We start from the raw sequence: 19,184 nt of genomic DNA on the forward strand, positions 1-19,184 counted from the left end.
TTGTGCCGGAGAGTTTTAATCCACTTGGTTAAAATACTTGAGCGACTATGTCTAAATCCAAACAAAAAACTGAGCGTTACAGTGACAAACGCGACTTTCGCAAAACTTCCGAACCTAAAGGTGATGACGTAAATTTTGACTGGGCGAACCAACGACCGATATTCGTCATACAAAAACACGATTCATCAACGTTACATTATGATTTTCGTATCGAAGTGAATGGTGTCTTAAAATCCTGGGCGGTACCGAAGGGACCGTCGACTGATCCTTCTGAAAAACGCCTGGCAGTTCCTACTGAAGACCACCCGCTAAAATATGCCGACTTTGAAGGTACGATTCCCGAGGACGAATACGGCGGCGGTACCGTTATGGTTTGGGATCGCGGTAGTTATAAAAATTTAAAAGATGACGATGATGATGAAAGCCAATCGATCGAGGATCAGCTTGATGACGGTCATCTTAATATTTGGCTGCAGGGCGAAAAAATTTATGGTGGTTATGCGCTGATTCGAACTGATGGTGGAGATGATGAACGTTGGTTACTGGTTAAAATGGACGATGATAAGGCCGATGCGCGCCGTAACCCTGTCTCGACAGAGACTAGCTCAGTCAAGAGTGGGCGCTCTCTAAAAGACATTGCCAGACAAGCGGACGAAGATAATGACTGATGTGTTAGCGCGGTTAAGTTCCGATGATCGGGAGGCAGCCAAACGCGAAGACATGCCTGACTGGCTCACGCCTATGAAAGCAAAACTGACCCACGAGCAGTTTTCTGATCCCGACTGGGTTTACGAGCGCAAACTGGATGGTGAACGAGTGATCGCTTATGTAACCCAGAACGGCGAAGCTCGTTTATGTTCACGTAATAAAAAGTGCCTGAATAAGAGCTATCCTGAGCTGGAACAAGCACTTGTGGACAACTGTCCTCCGGGAGTTATTGTTGATGGCGAAGTCGTGGCATTTAATGACGATGACATCAGCGATTTTCAGCTATTGCAGGCGCGCATGAAAGTATCGAATCGCGACGAGGCCAGAGCGAGCAATGTTCAGGTTTATTTTTACCTTTTCGATTGTCTGTATATTGACGGCCACAACATTACAAACTGCTCGCTGCGGGGGCGAAAGAAATTATTAAAAGAAGCGCTGCAATGGACTGATCCACTGCGCTTTACTGCTCACAAAAATGAAGACGGTATCAGCTATTACCACGAGGCTTGTGAAAAAGGCTGGGAAGGTTTAATTGCAAAACGTGCCAACGCCCGTTACGCACACAGCCGATCTTCTGACTGGTTAAAGTTTAAGTGTTTAATGCAGCAGGAGTTTGTAATTTGTGGCTTTACTCAACCTGAGGGTGAGCGAGTAGGTTTTGGCGCTTTGCTGCTTGGCTTTTATCGCAATAAGCAACTGGTGTACGCGGGGGATGTCGGCACAGGTTTTGACGACGCGACGCTGAAAGAACTCGGCGGGCGGTTAGAATCTATAAGCCGCGAAACCTCTCCTTTTGATAAAAACTCGCCCAGTGGCGATGACATTACCTTTGTAACCCCTAAGCTGGTCTGCGAAATCGCTTTTACCGAATGGACTCAGAATGATAATTTGCGGCACCCCAGATTCCTGGGGCTTCGCCGCGATAAGAAAGCTTCTAAGGTGCACAAAGAAACGGAAACGCAGAAAGCGGAATCTTAAATAGAGGATAAATTATGCAGGTTAACGGTCACGACATTGATGTCTCAAAGCGCGATAAACTATTTTTTCCGGAAGCGGAAATCAGTAAAGGCGACATGATCGATTACTATGCAAAAATTGCCGACACCATGATACCGCATATGCAGCATTATGGCGTAAACATGGAGCGGTTTCCTGACGGCATAGCCGGCGATAGCTTTTTTAATAAAGATACGCCTGATTACTTTCCCGACTGGATCAAGACCGTCAAAATGGAAAAGCGCGAAGGCGGGCATTTTTACGCGCCTGTCGTTGATAGCAAAGCAGCCCTGATCTACCTGGCAGATCAGGCTGTCATCACCCCGCACATTTATCTATCACGTAGGGACAAACTAGAGTATCCAGACAAGATGGTATTTGACCTTGATCCGCCAGAAACCGGCGATAGTGCCAACGCTTTGCGCCAGGCCGCGTTAGATATTCGTGACTTAATGGCCGAGCTGGACCTCAGCGTCTGGATACAAACTTCCGGTGCCAACGGATTTCACCTGATTATTCCCTTAGATCAAAGCAGCTCATTTGACGATACTCGTGAATTTGCCAAAAACTGTGCTTTGACGCTGGTTCGGCGCAAGCCCGAAAACTATACCCTTGAGCAACGAAAAAATAAACGTGGCGATCGTATCTTCTTAGATATCTTAAGAAATGCTTACGGAGCGACATCAGTAGCACCCTACGCAGTGCGCGCACAGACAACGGCATCGGTGGCAACGCCTATCGAGTGGAACGAGCTAGAACAAGGGGCCGAACCACAAAGCTGGACAGTTAAGAGCATACCCCGCCGCCTGGCTCAAAAGCAGGACCCCTGGCAAGGCATCATGCGCCATGCTTTTTCGTTAACGAGCAGGCAAAGTAAGTTGCAGCAATTACTAGATACGGAGACACCGGCTGACGAGGAAAGCTAGTGCATGTTTAAGTTGCTGACTGCAGCGTTGCTCAGCTATCCCAAGGTTGCTCATTCACTTCTTCGGGCTCGGTTGCTTTGTCGACACTGACTGAGGCAGCTATAATAAAAACGGTAAACACAAGTGACATCACAAATGCCATAACATAATTACCGACTCGCCAGTCGTTTTCTTTACGCACCCCTTTAATGCCAAGGTAAACTTTTAACCCCAGGTAAAAGGTCAGCAGCAGCATTGGCACAAGCAGCCACAACTTATACTGCTCGACAAACTCGATGATATGGCCCGCAAAACCAACAAACCCATCGCTCATAACTTAACCTCCTGTTTTAACATCTACTTATTATGGGATAGCAGTAATTTTTATTTTCGGCAAGATATCGGCTTGTTTCAGCTGATACGAAAAGTTCCTTTAATTCTAATTAAAGTCAGAGTAAATTGGGGTCAGACACTCAGTAACAAGGCACCGATTAAATGAAACTTTACGAAATGGCAAAAGCCCCTAACCCGCGCCGGGTCCGCATGTTTCTGGCAGAGAAGGGCTTACTGGACAAAGTTAACCGCATTGAAATTGATCTCGCTAAAGGCGAAAACTTAAGTACCGATTTTAGCGCTAAAAATCCGATGCAAAAAGTGCCGGTTTTAGAGCTTGACGATGGTTCCTGTATCAGCGAAACAACCGCAATTTGCCGCTATTTCGAAGAGCATTATCCAGACTCTCCAAAATTACTCGGCAATGATGCCAACGAAAAGGCCATTATCGAGCAATGGAACCGCTGGGTCGATTTTTATCTTTTCCTGCCGATTGGAATGGGCTTTCAGCACACCAGTGGGTATTTCAAAGACCGCATGACGCCAATTAAAGAGTGGGGAGAGGTCAACATCGGTGAAGCAATGAAGTTTTTTGACTTCCTTAATACGCATCTGAAAGATAAAGACTTTATTGTCTGTGAGCGCCTCACTGCCGCTGACATTAACGCCTTTTGTTCGGTCGACTTTGGCCGGGTAGTCAATTTAACGGTGAACGAGTCACACCCTCACCTTAAGCACTGGTACGAGCGGATTAAGTCGCGAGCATCAGCATCAGTTTAAGGTAAATATGACTATGCAAATGAACTGGTCTGAACTTACCAATTCAATTGCCACGCTGTGGCAGACCGAGTTATATAAAGCCGGCGACACTCCGATTTATTTATCCCAGGTCATTATCGCGCTTTTTCTGATCATCATAGGCTTTATTCTGGTGCGCTGGTTAGGGGCTCACTTAGTCAAGCGTGCTCTGCGCTCCAGCGGTGCCTCAGAAAACACAATTTTTGCCTTTCGGCGGCTTATTTCGTTTTTTGCCTACATCTTGATCGTATTAATTGCCCTGCCCGTTGCCGGCATTCCGATAACGATTTTTGCGGTGCTTGGTGGCGCGCTGGCTATTGGTGTTGGTTTTGGCGCTCAAAACCTGCTTAACAATCTAATATCCGGCATTATTTTGATTGCTGAACGGCCTATCCGCATTGGTGACATTGTCGAGCTGGAAAAAGAGCGTGGTCGCGTAGAAGAGATCGGCAATCGCTGCGTACGTATCCGCCGTTACGACGGTGTTCATGTGCTGGTACCTAACAGTTATTTTCTGGAACAACGGGTAGTCAACTGGACACTGGTATCTGCCGATATTCGCTCCATGATCACCGTGGGAGTCGCTTATGGGTCTGCGGTTAATAAAGTACACGATCTGATGCTTCAGGCAGCACAAGAGCACGAAAAAGTATCGAAAAACTATCCGGTAGAGGTGTTTTTTGATGACTTTGGCGATAACGCACTGACCTTCAATTTATTTTTTTGGACCAGTGTCCAGCAACCGATGGATATAAGGCGGGTTCAGTCAGACGTGCGCTTTGCCATTGATCGCTTATTTGCTGAAAATGACATCGTTATCGCATTTCCTCAAAGGGATGTTCATCTTGATACATCCAGGCCACTGCAGGTTCAAATGACCCAGTCAGGGGAATAAAAAAGGGGCTCGATAAAGAGCCCCATCAGTACGTCAGTACATTTTCAAAACTCGTAACGATAACTTAAGCTTAAAATGCGCCCAACTTCTCGGGCCTGAACCTGGATGCCGGACTGAGTGACATCCTGATCTTCATTTAAGAGGTTTTTAACTTTTAACGTTAACTGAGAGTTAAAGTCCGGATAAAAGTTATAGACCCAGTCCAGTGAATGAAAAGGTTGCTCAAGCGCATCGCCGCGCCCGCCAATGCCAGCAGCCAGAATGCGCTCACCAAAGACGTTATAAACAAGCGAGCTAGAATGAATTCCGTCTGCCGAATCATAGCCTAACTGAAAATTCGCAACGTACTCTGAATGCCCTGTCATTCGTTTTGTCGGATTAGTTAAGTTGCCAGCTAAAGCTGGATCAATAACGGCTTCTGAATCACTGAAGGTCAGGTTACCGGTAGTAAACAGCCCATTGGTCAAATAGCCCAGATCGTGTAGCCACTCAAACTCAACACCGTAAACCTCTGCCGATTCACCATTGACATAATTTAGTGTGTATTCTTCATCCCCGACACTGAGAACGGATTCGATGGGCTTATCAATATCTTTATAGAACGCCGAAACCGTATAGTTATCGCCATTATCCGCATAATATTCAAAGCGCGCATCAAGATTGGTCATTGGGCTACTTTCAAGCCCCGCACGGCCAATTGTGCGAATATCCGTAATCGTGTCAAAGTAAGCCACCGGCACGGTTTCCCGAATGTCGGGCCGAACCACGGTTTCGCCGTAGCCTAATCGGACCTGGTAGTTGTCACCGCCAATATAGGTCAGCGACATTGCCGGATAAATATCGTCTTCCTGTTTAGTACCGTTTAAAATGCGCTCCTGCGAATAGAAGGTCTCGATGTCATTGCGGTCAAAAATCAAGCTGGATGTTGCTAACGAAACCTGCTTAAAGTCCTCCCAACGAAGGCCTCCGCTTAAACGCCACTGATTGGTAAGAAACACATCAAACTCACCATAGTAAGCATCGGTTTTTTGTACCGCGATATAGTCATCGGCGTCGGGTGGTGTTGGCTCCCGGTAGGACAAAATAAAGTTATTATCGGCGATGACATCGTCCGTCAGGTAATCAGTAACACCCAGAATATTGTCCATATTCTCATTAACGGTAATACGTAACCCCGAGCCGTTATCCATGGCAAAGCGATCAGTGGTGTAATAACGAGCTTTATCAACAAAGTCATATCCGGCTTTCAGCTCAATATCTAAGCCTGCCAGAGTCATCGGCAATGAAAAGTTACCACCGTAAGATTTAACATGGTCTTCCATATCAACGTACTGATAAACCGCCCGGTTATCATCACCCGTTACGATAGTACGCTGATAATTGCCTTGATCATCGTAAATATCATCAAAGCGGTATGACATGTCCGTAGGAATATCGGTTTCGGCCGTGGATTCTGTGTACTGCCAGTCAAAACCAAGGCCCCAGTAATCTAAAAAGGTATGCTGCCCGCGTACCTGATCAATATCCAGTGTACGCTCTTCATACTTAAACTCGTGTTCCCGGTTAGCAATATTAGAGCCTGCAATTGTTTTCAGGTTACTGCCATTAGGGCTTTGTAAAATACCGAATTCTGATTCGTCTTCAGAGTCCGTTAAGTAAAGCTTGGTGTAGGACACGCTATGAGTGTTTAAATCATAGCCAACACTAAACACACCGTTGGTGCGCTCTGTTTCAGTAGTTAAGGTAGTGTCGCTAACGGTGTTGTAACACGAGTTGGTGACATCCTCTTCTGTAGCCAGAGAGGTTGAACAGTCTGCTGTTGCGTTTTCACTGAGAACCGCATTCCGACGCTCTGAAACATCCCATTTAGTGTCGTAAGCAGCTGCCAGTAACACTCCAATACTGCCGCCGAAAAAGTCCTCATCAAAACGATTGCCAATACTGGCCTTCAGTTTGTAATCGGGATTAAACGATTCTTCCTGCAGTTTAATATCGCGGGGTAACGACTGTGCCAACTGCGTATTGATTGCCCTTGCCTGTTGGCTCGCATTGACTGTTTCTGAGTCGGTAAAGCCTTCTGTATTGATAATGTTTCGTAAACTAAAATCACCACGGTATTTTACAATAGCCTGCTGAATATCCGCAGGGATAGCGTTTTCATTACGATTGTAGGTGTACAGGTCGCTGGCATTTTCGTTATAACCAATTCCTGCTTCAATGTTCAGCAGGAAATCATCTGGCAGAGATTTGGTGCGAATATCGATATTGCCGCCGCCGAAGGCAGCCGGCATTGAGGGCGAAAACGCTTTTTGAACTGCCAGACTTTCGATAATCGTTGAGGGAATAATATCCAGCGGAATAACGTTACGGGTCAGGTCCGGGCTTGGAATACTGGCGCCATTAAGCCGGGCGCTGGAATATCTCTCACCTAAACCCCGAACATAAACGTATTTGCCATCAACCAGTGTCAGTCCCGTTACCCGCCGTAAGGCCGAAGCGGCATCCGTATCTCCGGTTCGCGACAACTGCTCGGCGCCGAGGATATCAGCAACAAACGCCTGATTTTTACGCTCCTCTACAACCGCGGCGGCGCTACCCTGTAAACGGGTACCTGTAGTTACCACTTCTTCAATGGTTGATGTTTGCTCAACCGCTGGCGAGCTTTGCTCAGCTTGTGGCTGAGCATTAACTGAACCAATTGTTATCAGGCCCAGACTCACCGCTAACGCGACGGGCTTGAGTTTGTAATGGGTACTCATGTTGAACTCCTGCGTTATTTCTATGCAAAGGCGCGTGCTGCTGCACACGCCTCATTCGCGTTGCGTTACATCAACCTGATCAGTCTTGTTCCGCAGCCGCTAACGCAGCTTCTACCCATTGGTACCACTGTGAGGACGTATCCTCGCTTGAAACCGCACCGATGTAATCAACTGTGTCAAAGAAGTCATTGTTCAGCCCACTTAAGTCATCAGCCGTTACGCTAAAGTCCGGCGAGCTCATATCCGTTGAGAAACCGTCCGCCGCAAAGACAGTGGCATTACCACCAACACGTTCGTTGATACCGCCATTATCAAACCATTCTGCACGAGTAGTGCCGTCAGCAAAGGTGGTATCTTGTTCAAATTCATTGACACAAGCCATCACTGAGCCGAAGAAGTTTAAGTCGCCCTGCTCTACGCCCAGGTCACCATCACCGGTAAACTTAACGCAGTGCGAATCATTTTGGTCAACCATGTCCTTGACCATGACGAAGTTATACAGCTGGCCCTGGAAGTTGTCATCAAACTTAGTGGCAATTGAGGGGTCATTATCGCGAGTTGACAGTCCATCGGTGGTGACAACCGTCACATTAGCAATATTCGGACTTGAAGTGGGTGCCTGAGAGTATTCTGCTCCGCTGTTCTTTTCACCGTCCGCTTCAAAGCCGCCATTACCCATGTAGACTTCTTCACCATCAACAGTCACTGTACCGTGTTTGATAAACAAAAATTGGGCGTTACCCTGCCAGCCCGCATCGATATCAATGGAGTCATCTTGCGTGTCAGTTACCACAACGTGTTTAATATCCGCAGCGCCACCAAAGAACTCGATGCCATCATCGTATCCCTGGTGAATATGTACCCACTCATAGGAAGAACCTGAACCGACCGCATTCAGAGTCAATGAGTTCAAGTCATCGCCATCGCCACCAGCACGCGGACCTGAACCGGCATACCAGATTTTCACGTATTTCATCGATCCACTATCATCAGCGTTGTCATTACCGCCGTAATAGCTAACCAAACCTTCTGAAGGCACGTTACAGGTATCAGCGTCACGCTGTGCATCAGTACACTGGTTAGTAATACCTTCGCCGTTGACAATGATGCCACCCCAGTCAGCAAAGCGCGGGCCGTCGCCGACAACATCAAAGCGGGTAAAGGCATTGGCTGAAGTGAAAGCAATCGGCTTATCAAAGGTGCCGATAGCATTTAATTTTGCGCCGCGAGCTACTCGAATAATCGCTTCACCGCTGGTAAAAGCCAGAGTGGCACCGGGCTCAACGGTCACTGTGGGGCCATTTTCATTGATGCTACAGCTGGTTGTCGTATCGCAGTCTTCACCAATCAGTAAAGCACCGTCGAATACGTGAACGCCGTTATCGGGAAGTTCAGCAAAAGTAATGCTTTCTGTGATTTCTACGTTGCTGCTCGCGAATTCAAGGTTATATTCGCAGTCACGACCGTCAAAGGCACCTTGCAGGCCATTATATTCGGCACACAGGTTTTCTGTTCCTGAGCCAGAATCGTTACCGCCACTGTCGTTGTTTGTTGTGTTGTTGGAATTATTTACACTGTTATCGTTAACTGTGGGGGTCACTTCGATATCACCACCACAACCGGCAAGAATCAGTGCTGTAGCTACAGCAGAGGCTTTAAAGATAGTTTGCAATTTCATTATGTTCTCCCGACTTAGAACCGTTGATTTATTTATTAGTCGGGTAGGGAGATTAGCCAGCTTGCATGACAGCTATGTGACAACCCGGAACTGTCATAAAAGATTCACTGTTATGACATGTTGCATTGATCTTCTTTTGCGGTTAGAAAGTAACCAGATAGTCAAATAATAACAGGGAATCGACATGAAAAAGCTTTTATTACTGGCCTCACTGGCAGTGACCAGTTCGGTCACTGCACAAAACCGTTTCGACGATGTTACTGTTGAGTCAACGCAAGTTGCTGAAAATGTTCACATGCTAACCGGTGCTGGCGGTAACATGGCACTGATGCATGGTGAAGACGGTGTGTTGTTGGTCGATGACCAATATCAGCAAATGGCCGATAAAATCACAAATAAAATTGAGCAATTAACCGGCTCTCCGGTCCGTTATTTAATTAACACTCATTTTCATGGTGATCATGTCGGTTCAAATATGTGGTTTCGTCAACAGCATAATGCCACCGTCATGGCTCATGACAACGTTCGCAAACGCCTGGCAAAGGATGATTCATTCGACCAGAAAGGACTACCGGTATTAACTTTTGATTCGACAGCCACCCTGCACATCAATAATGACACGGTACAGGTATTCTACCTTCCCGGCGGTCATACGGATGGCGACGTAGCAGTATGGTTTGAACAAGCGAATGTGCTGCACCCCGGCGACCTTTTCTTTAATGGCCGTTTCCCTTATATCGACCTGGGAAGCGGCGGTGATGTAAACGGTTATATCAGTAATGCAGAGGTTTTACTGAGTAAAATTAACGAAGATACCGTTATCATCCCCGGCCACGGTCCGCAGGCAACAAAACAGGACTATCAGCGTTTTGTCGAGATGATTAAAGCAACGAAAGCAAAAGTCGATGATATGCGCAATCAGGGCATGGCCTTAGAAGACGTACTCGGTGCGGGGCTTGGTGAAGAGTATCAGGACTGGGCCTGGAGTTTTATCACCGAAGAGCGCTGGATAAAGACGCTGTACTAAACCGGAACGTAACTGATATTTTGCCGCTCAATAGCTTTCATTGAGCATTCACAGCCTTTATCATACAGATAAACCTTTGCTATTCCATGAGATGGCTGTGACATGAATACCATAAAAGAGATTGATCTTAACTTACTGGTTTATCTTGATGTGCTGCTGCGGGAACGCAATGTCACCCGCGCAGCCGCACAGTTGAATATTACTCAGCCGGCAATGAGTAATGGCCTTAAGCGACTACGGGGCCTATTGAATGATCCGATTCTGGTGCGCACCAGCGAGGGTATGAGACCTACCGAAAGGGCTCTGGGAATGCAGGAGTCGTTGCGGACTGTGCTTTACTCAGTGGAAGAAATGATCCAGCCGATACGCGAGTTTGAAGCAGCCACCAGTAACCGGGTCTTTCGTATTATGGCTTCTGATTACGCCGCCTCAACATTAATGCCGCGTTTACTGAATACCTTAGATGAACAAGCGCCTAATGTGTCTCTGGATATTATGACCCCCAGTGACATCAGCTTTCACGATGTTGAAAATGGCAAAGTTGATTTAGCCATTAACCGCTTTGAAAAGCTACCGCAATCGTTTCATCAGAAAGTGCTATGGCAAGATGAGTTTTCCTGTCTGATTCATAAGCAACATCCGCTGCTGAATAATTACAGTCTGGATGAGTACTTAAAAGCAGAACATGTCTGGGTCAGCAAAACGGGGTTTGGTGTCGGCGTGGGAATGGATCCCCGCGACATTCAGAAACTCGGCTGGGTAGACGACGCTCTCGATAAGCTCAACCGGCGCCGCCATATTAAGGTATTTACCCGGAATTATCATGTTGCTATGTATCTGGCCCGCGAAGGGCTTGTCGCTACTTTGCCAACCCGTGCTGCCAAGCTGTATCAAAATGACGACACCTTAATCATTAAGGAGCCACCATTTTCGATTCCCGCCCTGACACTGACCATGATCTGGAGCCCGCTCCTGCAACATGACGCCGGTCACCGCTGGTTCCGCCAAATTGTAGCGGAAACAGCAGCAACGCAACGCTAGGCTTTTATTATTCCCAGAAAAAAGGCTGGCGCTTTTTCGACACCGGCAACAATTGGTCCATAGTCGTAGCATCGTACAAAATACCGTTGACCATAGTATGAGTTACCTTATCGGTGCTGCGAATATCCTGCAGCGGATCGCCGTCAATAACAATAATATCCGCCAGCTTCCCTTCTTTAATAGAGCCTACCTGATGGTCCATGCCAAACACTTTGGCCGGATCAATGGTTGCCGTACGCAGTGCCTGAAGCGGACTCATACCGCCCTGAGCCATCATCCAGATTTCCCAGTGTTGCGCCAGCCCTTCTCGTTGACCGTGAGCTCCTGATAACACATCAACGCCCAGATCCTGAAGTTCGGCCGCAACCCGCGCATTATTAAAGTGATTGTAATGGTTGTGTGGTGCCTTTTCGCGCCGCACCGATTTACCTACCAGGAATTCCTGCGGCACGTAACGGGTAAGTTTAGGGTGCTTCCAGACATCCGTTTCAGCATACCAGTAATTTTCGCCCCAGATACCTCCGTAAGCAACGCCCAAAGTTGGTGTATAAGCGACATCAGTTTGTGACCAAAGCTCCCTGATGTCATCATAAATAGACTCTACCGGAATCGAGTGCTCAACCGTCGTATGACCGTCAAATACCATAGACAGGTTATGTTGCAATAACGAGCCGCCCTCAGGCACCACTAACATTTCCAGTTCTCGGGCCGCCTGAATAACTTGCTGACGCTGGTTGCGCCGCGGTTGATTGTAACTTTTGACCGAAAAAGCACCGACTTTTTTCAATCGTTGCAAGTGGAATTTAGCATCTTCCAGACTATCAACGTGCGACGTATAACCTGGTCCATGGGCCCCGTATAAAATGGTACCTGTAGAGTACAACCGCGGCGCCGCTATTTTCCCTGCCTTTTGCATTTCAGAGGCGGCAAAAAACTCGGTAGTATCATTCGACGGATCATGAATACTCGTGACTCCGAAAGCAAGGTTCGCGTATTGCCCCCAGTTTTGCTGTGGGATAATTTCATTCGCGCCCTGAGAGCCATGCGCGTGAGCATCAAATAAGCCCGGCATAACGGTTTTACCGGTGGTATCAATAACTTCTGCCGCAGCGGGGATATCCACCTCATCGCGGCTACCAACCGCAACAATATGATTATTTTCGACAACGACCACACCGTTATTAATGACCCGGTCACCCTCCATCGTGATCACCTGGCCGCCGACAAAAGCGACAGTCGTATCAGGCACATTGGCGTCCATCTCAAACCCAATGTTCAGGCCATTTTCGGTTTGCAGGCTGGCGCTGTCGATATCGGCATTAAAGGCTGTGCTCACGTCGGTATGGTAAAGCTCCGGGCCAAGCGTCCAATAAAGCTGTGAACTGTCGTGTGTCCAGGACAAACTCTCGCCTGCTCTTACGGACAGCTGCTGCACCGGCATCTGTTGATCGCCCGGACCTACATTGATGACTTCACCACGTTCTACCAGCGGAGTAACAAAAACTTTAAAGCGCTCTGCAAACGCCAGTTGCTTACCGTCAGGAGACACACGATATTCGGTCGCCAGTTCAGACTGATAAAGTGGCCGTGCCTGCTTGGTTTCCAGGTCGATAACACTCAGTGTTGGCTTAGCTGCCGGCGTCATAAGGTACAGCCGGTCATTGCGCGCGCCAAATTGTGGCAGCCAGCCGGAATCAGCTATTTTACGAGGCTCTTCCGAAGCTAAATCAAATTCATAAACACCGGTTTCCAGCCCGTATTTGTCGCTGGTAATGTAGCCGCCACCGACCTTGCGATAAACTACCGACTTGCCATCCGGCGAAAAAACCGGCTCCACAAAAGTGCCACCGCCGGTATTCAGAACGGTTTCTTTACCACTTTCCAGATTGTGCACAACAACCTGTCCTAATTGCTCATCGTCCCAGGTCACGTAAACTAACTGCTTACCATCCCGGGAATAACTTGGATAAAGTTCAAAGTGGTCAGCGGACGTTAAACGTTCTGGCTTGCCATCTGGCAACGTTTTTCGGTAAAGGTGTCCCAGTGCCTGATAGACGACTTCGTCGCCAGCCGGCGAAACCTGAGTCATCCGCAGCATTTTGACATCGAAGCTGTCTTTATCGATGTTCTGTTCAAAGCGTAACGGCTTTTGCACTTGCTTTGTGGTTTCCACTGTAAACGGAATAACCTTGGCATCACCAGACTCAACATTTAAGCGCTGAATGTGGCCACCGGCCCAGAAAACCATTTCTTTGCTGTCCGGGGTCCAGTCCATTTTTGGATAAACCCCATGGATAGCCCAGGTCTCCTGCATATCACGTTCCATATTCTTAAACACCCGGCGGTGCTCGCCGGTCTTTAAATCCAGCAGGTACAGGACGCTGTTAAAATCTTCTCGTTTTATGTAAGCCAGGTAACGGCCGTCCGGTGATGGCGTCGGACGAATAGCGCCGCCGGCGCCGGATATCAGAGTTTCAATATCCCCCGTCTCACGCTCAAACCGTTTTATTTTATAAATACCTTCCAACGAATCTTTGCTGTAATGAAAGGTTTTGCCGGGGGTATCATCCTGCGAGAAATAAATGTACTGACCGTCAGGAGAAAATGCCGGCTCGCCCAGATCTTTTTGATCATTCGGGCGTTCAGTTAACTGAACCCCGGTGCCGCCACTAACGTGGTACATCCAGACTTCTCCAGCGCCAAGAGAACGGGTCGCGGTGTAGTGTTTCCGGGCAACGATAAACTCTCCGTTAGGCGACCAGGCCGGACTGTTTAATAAGCGGAAGGTTTCTTCAGTAACTGCGCGCTGATTACTACCGTCGGTATCCATCACCCAGATATTATCGCCACCACCTTGATCTGATGTAAAAGCAATTTGGCTGCCATCCGGTGAAAAAACCGGCTGCATTTGCCAGGCAATATCACTGGTCAGTTTTTCTGCCCGGCCACCACTAACAGGCATACGGTATATGTCACCCAGCAAGTCAAAAACCAGAGTTTTACCGTCGGGGCTTAAGTCCACGTTCATCCAGGTACCCTGGTTAACGCTAATATCAATAGTGTCAAAAACGCCCTGAGGTTGATCAACCAGCCACTCAGATGAGCCTTCTTGCTGCGCCTGTGCTGTTAAGGATAAGATGGATCCCAGAGCAATTGAAATGATGCTTTTTTTCATTGTTTTCTCTTTTTTGTACTCGGTCATTCTGTTCTAAAGGCAATTTGCCTGTTTGTCCAGTTTAGCTCGTCAGAGTTGCCAATGATCGCGGTAAGTGGGAGAAAAAAGTACTATTATCAGAATTCAGTCGGCGCAATTCGCGTGCGGTAACCCAACGTAACAAAGGTGGAAACCTATGCTGAAAAAACTGCAAAAGCTATTACAAAAAAACTTTGATACTGAGGCGTCGGACAAGGCTCTGGTAATCGAGCCCCTTGATCAGTATCAAACCTTAAGTCTGATACTGATGACCGAAATCGGTCTGGCCGACGGAGCCTTCTCACCGGAAGAGCGAGACCATTTAATGAGCGACTTGCACAACGAGTACGAGTTGACTGACGAGCAGGCAGAAAAGGCAGTAGCAGAGGCTATCAGGGAAGTCAGAGAAGCTCATTCACTGCAACATTTTACGGCGCCACTGAAAAATCTACCCTATGACGATAAACTCAGTTTGCTGGAGAATTTATGGCGGCTGGCTTATGCCGATAAGCAGCTGGACCCTTACGAAGAAAGTATGCTGCGAAAGCTGGCAGACTTATTGTATATCTCGCATTCCGATTACATTAAAACCAAATTGGCGGTGCAAGAGCAATAGTTCAGGTAGCCTAACCATCTGAACTATTGCATTAACCCTGGATTTACTGCTCAGCACGGCTCATTTCATCCGCTAACCGTGCTGACTCATCGGCACGTGGCTCAGTAAAGCGAGCCAGCCATAAATAAAGTACCGGCGTTAGGTATAGGGTAAACACGGTCGCCAGGCCAAGTCCTCCAAAAACAATCCAGCCAATCGAGTTGCGCGCTTCAGCTCCGGCGCCGGTAGACAAGATTAGCGGCAACCCACCTAAAATGGTAGATACTAAGGTCATCATGATTGGGCGCAGACGGATTTCGGCAGCTTTTTCTATCGCATCGCGCACCGACTCGCCCCGATCACGCAGCTGATCAGCAAACTCGACCAGCAATACAGAGTTTTTAGCTAATAAACCGATGAGCATTACCAGACCAATTTGCGAGTAAATATTCAGTGATATACCCGTCAAAAACAGCGCGTAAATAGCCGCTGCGATACCAAAAGGAACGGTTAACATCACAACAACGGCACTGTTGACACTTTCAAATTGTGCAGCCAACACCAGCAGCACGATTAAAAATGCCAGTATATAGGTCATGGCCACTTCTTGGTTGGTATCCTCAAACGTCTTAGCTTCGCCTAAAAACAATAACCCCATGCTGTCAGGTAGCTCGGCCTGGGCGATATCACGAAGTAGCGCTGTTGCCTCAGATAGCGGGAAGTCTTCAGGTATCTCAAACTCAACTTCAATTGCACGGCGCTGGCCGTGGCGCTCAAGTTCAGCTGAAACCCCTTCTTCTAGAATTTCCGCGACACTGGAAACCGGTACCAGGTTGCCACTGTTGGAAGCGACATAAAGGTTTTGCATATCCTGCGGTGACCGAATCGACTCCAGCCGAGTCTGCAAAATAACCGGTACCTGCTGGTCGCCAACATTTAAATCGGCAACATCATCACCATTAATTGCTGCACGTAAGGTGGTTGAAATATCGCTTAGGGCAACGCCCAGCTCGGCAGCACGGCGTCGATCAATCTTAAAGCGCAACTGCGGTTGTGTCGGCTGATACGAGATATCAGGGTTACTGAATTGCGGCGCCTGAGCTACTACCGCTGCCGTAAAGTCCTGCGCTGCCAAAAAGATATCGGTGTAATTTTCCCCGGTGATCGCCATCTCCACGGCACCACCGCCCTGACCACCTCTTACATTAAGTGAGTTAGAGCCAAATGCCCGACCGGGTGCGCCCACTACTTTTGACAACGGCTCACGCACTTCATTTATGACTTCCTGTTGCGAAATATCGCGCTCTTCCCAGGGTTTCATGGTTGCTGTAATAAAGGTTAAGTTTGGATCCCACTGCCCCACTACCGTATAGACAGACTCAAACACACCTTCTTCCAGATAAGGAAATAATATATCTTCCTGCTGCCTTGCCTGCCGATCCATAAAGTTCAGACCAACACCATCGGGCCCCCGGGCAAAAACCCTGACGGTGCCACGGTCTTCATTAGGCAATAGCTCAGAAGCGACCTGTTCATATAAAACCACTGCGCCCCCCGCCGCTACCAGTGAAGCGGCGACAATAACCCAGGAAAAGTTGAGTGCATGATGCAGTGTGCGGGTGTACTTATCTTTAAACCAATGGCCAATACCCGAGAAGATGTTTCGTTTGCCGGCATTTTTCGGCAGTTTAGCGGTAAAAGCGGGAACTAAAGATAACGCAACAAAAGACGAGATGATGACTGCTGCTGCCAGCACTCCGCCAAATTCGCGGAACAAGCGCCCGGCAGTAGAGGGCAGAAACGCGATCGGTACGAACACAGCAACTAATACGGCAGTGGTTGCCACCACCGCAAAGAATACCTCACGGGTTCCCAGTACAGCCGCTGCTCTGGGACCTAACCCCATCGCCCGACGGCGCTGAATATTTTCCGTCACCACAATGGCATCATCAACTATCAGCCCGGTCGCCAGTACCAGTGCTAACAGAGTCAGAATATTAATTGAGAAGCCCAGTAGCCAAATTGCGGCGATAGCGCCGAATAAAGCCACCGGTATTGACAGAGCAGGGACAATCGTTGCCCGGAACGAGCCGATAAAAACCCACAAGGTCGCAACAACCAGAGCAATGGTAATTGCCAGAGTTGTAATCACTTCAGTCACTGACTTGCGAATAAACAGCGCATCGTCATTGGTGACTTTCATTTCCATGTCCGGGAAACGCAGCTGTAGCCTTTCCAGTGTTGCCAGAGCCTGATCCGAGATTTCAATGGTATTGGATCCAGCTTGACGAATAACGCCGACACCCACTACCGGCTTACCGTTTAGGCGCACAAAACTGCTGGCATCTGCCGGCCCAAAATAGGCCTGGGCAACATCGCCAATACGGGTATCGTTGCGAATGATAATATTTTCGACTTGTTCTGCAGTTACCGAGGTGGCATCGGCCCGAATAATGATCCGCTGATCAGTGGATCTCAGGCTACCTGCCGGTACATCAAAAGGGGCCTGCCGCAATGCAGCAGCTACATCCGTTACTGATAAGCCATAGCTGTTAAGCCGCAAGGGATCTAATGCGACCCGCAAGACCCGTTCACGGGCCCCGTTCAGGCGGACGTCGGCCACTCCGTCAATGGATAAAAATTCGGGCGCCACATCGGTTTCCAGGCGCCGGGTCAACTCTTCCAGGCTTAGTGAGTCGCTACTAACTGCAACATCCAGCACAGCGCGGGCATCATCATCCGCTTTAACCACAATAACCTGCTCAACATCATCCGGTAGTTCACGCCGGACCTGGTTAACCGACTCTCTTACCTCACTGGCAACCACATCCAGATCTACACCCGGCCGGAATTCAACAACGGTGCGGGCAGAATTTTCTTCTGATTGAGAGCGAATGGACTTAACCCCGGAAACCCGCGCCGCGGCCCCTTCGAGAGTACTGGTAACTTCAGCATCAACGGTTTCCGGAGCACCACCGGGCAAGCTGGCTCTGACGGTAACAATGGGTCGGTCAACATCGGGCAATTCACGGACTTCCACACCCATAATGGCCGCAATCCCGGCAATCGCAATGAGTATATTAAGAACAACAATAAGAACCGGACGCCGGATGGATAACGAGGGCAGGTCGTTAGTTTCACTGGCTATCTTCTGCTTTTTATCGCTCATTATTGTGATTCTCCGGCAGAGTCAACGGTTTCTGCGTTTTGAAACTTCACGTTCTGGTCGTCACGAAGGTTCTGCACGCCCTCGACAATTAGCAGGTCATCTCGCTGAATATCACCTGATACCAATACGGTACCTTCCAGTCGCTGCTCTATTTGCACAGGTACACGTTTCGCTTTTTGATTTTCGGCTAACCAAATGTACGGGGCGTTAGGTCCCCAGGACAGAGCTGCCTCAGGCACTGCGACGAACTCCCTACCCCGTAACTCGATATCCGTGCGAAAACTGGTGCCCGGTAAAAAGTCATCTTTACTGTTATCAATAGCTGCCCGCGCCCGGAACATCCGCGTCTGCGGGTTGATGCGAGAGTCGCGCTCAACCACTTCAGCGCTAACCGGCGGACCCGAATAACGCCAGGGCTGAACCGTTAGCTCAACACCTTCCTGCAGGATTGAGACGGCAGCTTCGGGAATTCTAAAGTCAATTAACAGGACATCGCGGTCATCAAGATTCGCGATCATGGTCTGTTCTGTGATCCGATCACCTTCTTCAACATCGGTAATGCCGATGACACCGTCAAACGGGGCAATCACTTTTCGGTCCCTAACCTCGGTGCGGGCTCTTTGCAACTCGACTTCGGCGAGGTCGCGCAATAGCACGGCGTTATCCAGCTCCGATTGGGCAATTCCGCCTTGACCAAAGCTTGATTTAAGCCGCTCAACTGTACGTTCTGCATCTTTTAAATTAAGTTTCGCCTGTTGCAGTGCAACCTGCTGCCGCCGATCGTCCAGCCGCACCAGAATTTGGCCGGCTTTAACCCGATCACCTGGCTTAAAATTAACTTCCAGCACCCGGTCTCCGACTGCCGGATACAGGGTCACCGAACGACGCGCTTCCGCAGTCCCTACGGCTTCGACTCGATTGCTCTCACGTTCAAATTGTATCGGTTCAACAATTACCAGAGCTTCCCTTGAACCATAGCCCTGAGCCTGAACCGATACTGCTGTGACAATTAATGATAAAAACACAGCAACACAAAAAGTAATCGCAAAGCTTCTCATCGAATCTCCATTAAAAACCCGCGAATGAG

14 protein-coding genes are annotated in these 19,184 nt (G+C 48.5%); 8 read left to right on the forward strand and 6 right to left on the reverse strand.

What is annotated here, in order from left to right:
* The first annotated feature begins 47 nt into the window (after positions 1-47).
* The 3 genes from LG288_RS09345 to ligD (LG288_RS09355) are packed head-to-tail and all read left to right on the forward strand — an operon-like array spanning position 48 to position 2,630.
* Positions 48-668 (forward strand): DNA polymerase ligase N-terminal domain-containing protein, encoded by a 621-nt coding sequence (locus tag LG288_RS09345; protein ID WP_404399923.1) that lies wholly within the window; start codon positions 48-50, stop codon positions 666-668.
* Complete coding sequence (gene ligD, locus LG288_RS09350; RefSeq protein WP_404399924.1) at positions 661-1,686, forward strand: non-homologous end-joining DNA ligase; 1,026 nt, start codon at positions 661-663, stop codon at positions 1,684-1,686. Before LG288_RS09345 ends, ligD (LG288_RS09350) begins: the two co-directional genes overlap by 8 nt.
* Before the next feature lie 14 nt (positions 1,687-1,700).
* Positions 1,701-2,630 (forward strand): non-homologous end-joining DNA ligase, encoded by a 930-nt coding sequence (gene ligD / locus LG288_RS09355; protein ID WP_404399925.1) that lies wholly within the window; start codon positions 1,701-1,703, stop codon positions 2,628-2,630.
* A 31-nt stretch (positions 2,631-2,661) separates the two neighbouring features.
* On the opposite strand, the gene LG288_RS09360 is transcribed toward ligD (LG288_RS09355), so the two are convergent.
* Complete coding sequence (locus LG288_RS09360) at positions 2,662-2,943, reverse strand: hypothetical protein (protein ID WP_404399926.1); 282 nt, start codon at positions 2,941-2,943, stop codon at positions 2,662-2,664.
* A 161-nt stretch (positions 2,944-3,104) separates the two neighbouring features.
* Here LG288_RS09360 and LG288_RS09365 point away from each other — a divergent pair, with 161 nt between their 5' ends.
* Both LG288_RS09365 and LG288_RS09370 read left to right on the forward strand, forming a co-directional pair.
* Positions 3,105-3,722 carry a glutathione S-transferase family protein gene (locus tag LG288_RS09365; RefSeq protein WP_404399927.1) on the forward strand — a complete coding sequence of 206 codons (618 nt, stop codon included), beginning with the start codon at positions 3,105-3,107 and terminating at the stop codon, positions 3,720-3,722.
* 7 nt (positions 3,723-3,729) lie between these two features.
* Positions 3,730-4,635 carry a mechanosensitive ion channel family protein gene (locus LG288_RS09370; RefSeq protein WP_404399928.1) on the forward strand — a complete coding sequence of 302 codons (906 nt, stop codon included), beginning with the start codon at positions 3,730-3,732 and terminating at the stop codon, positions 4,633-4,635.
* Positions 4,636-4,679: 44 nt separating this feature from the next.
* Here LG288_RS09370 and LG288_RS09375 read toward each other — a convergent pair whose 3' ends face one another.
* A complete protein-coding gene (locus tag LG288_RS09375) occupies positions 4,680-7,394 on the reverse strand; it encodes a TonB-dependent receptor domain-containing protein (RefSeq protein ID WP_404399929.1) in 2,715 nt (904 codons plus the stop codon).
* Between the two features lie 79 nt (positions 7,395-7,473).
* The gene (locus tag LG288_RS09380) at positions 7,474-9,072 is read right to left on the reverse strand and encodes a hypothetical protein (RefSeq protein ID WP_404399930.1); all 1,599 of its coding nucleotides are present in this window, start codon (positions 9,070-9,072) and stop codon (positions 7,474-7,476) included.
* A gap of 184 nt (positions 9,073-9,256) precedes the next feature.
* Between LG288_RS09380 and LG288_RS09385 the strand changes: the two genes are divergently transcribed.
* Together LG288_RS09385 and LG288_RS09390 are read left to right on the forward strand one after the other, a co-directional pair.
* Positions 9,257-10,099, forward strand: coding sequence for an MBL fold metallo-hydrolase (locus LG288_RS09385; RefSeq protein WP_404399931.1), 843 nt, complete (start codon positions 9,257-9,259; stop codon positions 10,097-10,099).
* 102 nt (positions 10,100-10,201) lie between these two features.
* Positions 10,202-11,140: a LysR family transcriptional regulator gene (locus LG288_RS09390; protein WP_404399932.1), complete on the forward strand. Its 939-nt coding sequence runs from the start codon at positions 10,202-10,204 to the stop codon at positions 11,138-11,140.
* Positions 11,141-11,147: 7 nt separating this feature from the next.
* Here the strand turns inward: LG288_RS09390 and LG288_RS09395 are convergent, their stop codons facing one another.
* Positions 11,148-14,315 carry an amidohydrolase family protein gene (locus tag LG288_RS09395; protein WP_404399933.1) on the reverse strand — a complete coding sequence of 1,056 codons (3,168 nt, stop codon included), beginning with the start codon at positions 14,313-14,315 and terminating at the stop codon, positions 11,148-11,150.
* A gap of 175 nt (positions 14,316-14,490) precedes the next feature.
* Between LG288_RS09395 and LG288_RS09400 the strand changes: the two genes are divergently transcribed.
* A complete protein-coding gene (locus LG288_RS09400; RefSeq protein WP_404399934.1) occupies positions 14,491-14,949 on the forward strand; it encodes a TerB family tellurite resistance protein in 459 nt (152 codons plus the stop codon).
* Positions 14,950-14,992: 43 nt separating this feature from the next.
* Here the strand turns inward: LG288_RS09400 and LG288_RS09405 are convergent, their stop codons facing one another.
* Positions 14,993-18,097, reverse strand: a complete 3,105-nt coding sequence (locus LG288_RS09405; RefSeq protein WP_404399935.1) for an efflux RND transporter permease subunit — start codon at positions 18,095-18,097, stop codon at positions 14,993-14,995.
* Positions 18,097-19,155 (reverse strand): efflux RND transporter periplasmic adaptor subunit, encoded by a 1,059-nt coding sequence (locus LG288_RS09410; RefSeq protein ID WP_404399936.1) that lies wholly within the window; start codon positions 19,153-19,155, stop codon positions 18,097-18,099. Before LG288_RS09410 ends, LG288_RS09405 begins: the two co-directional genes overlap by 1 nt.
* Positions 19,156-19,184 lie beyond the last annotated feature (29 nt).

It is taken from the genome of Idiomarina seosinensis (assembly GCF_044797955.1).
Lineage (GTDB): Bacteria > Pseudomonadota > Gammaproteobacteria > Enterobacterales > Alteromonadaceae > Idiomarina > Idiomarina seosinensis_A.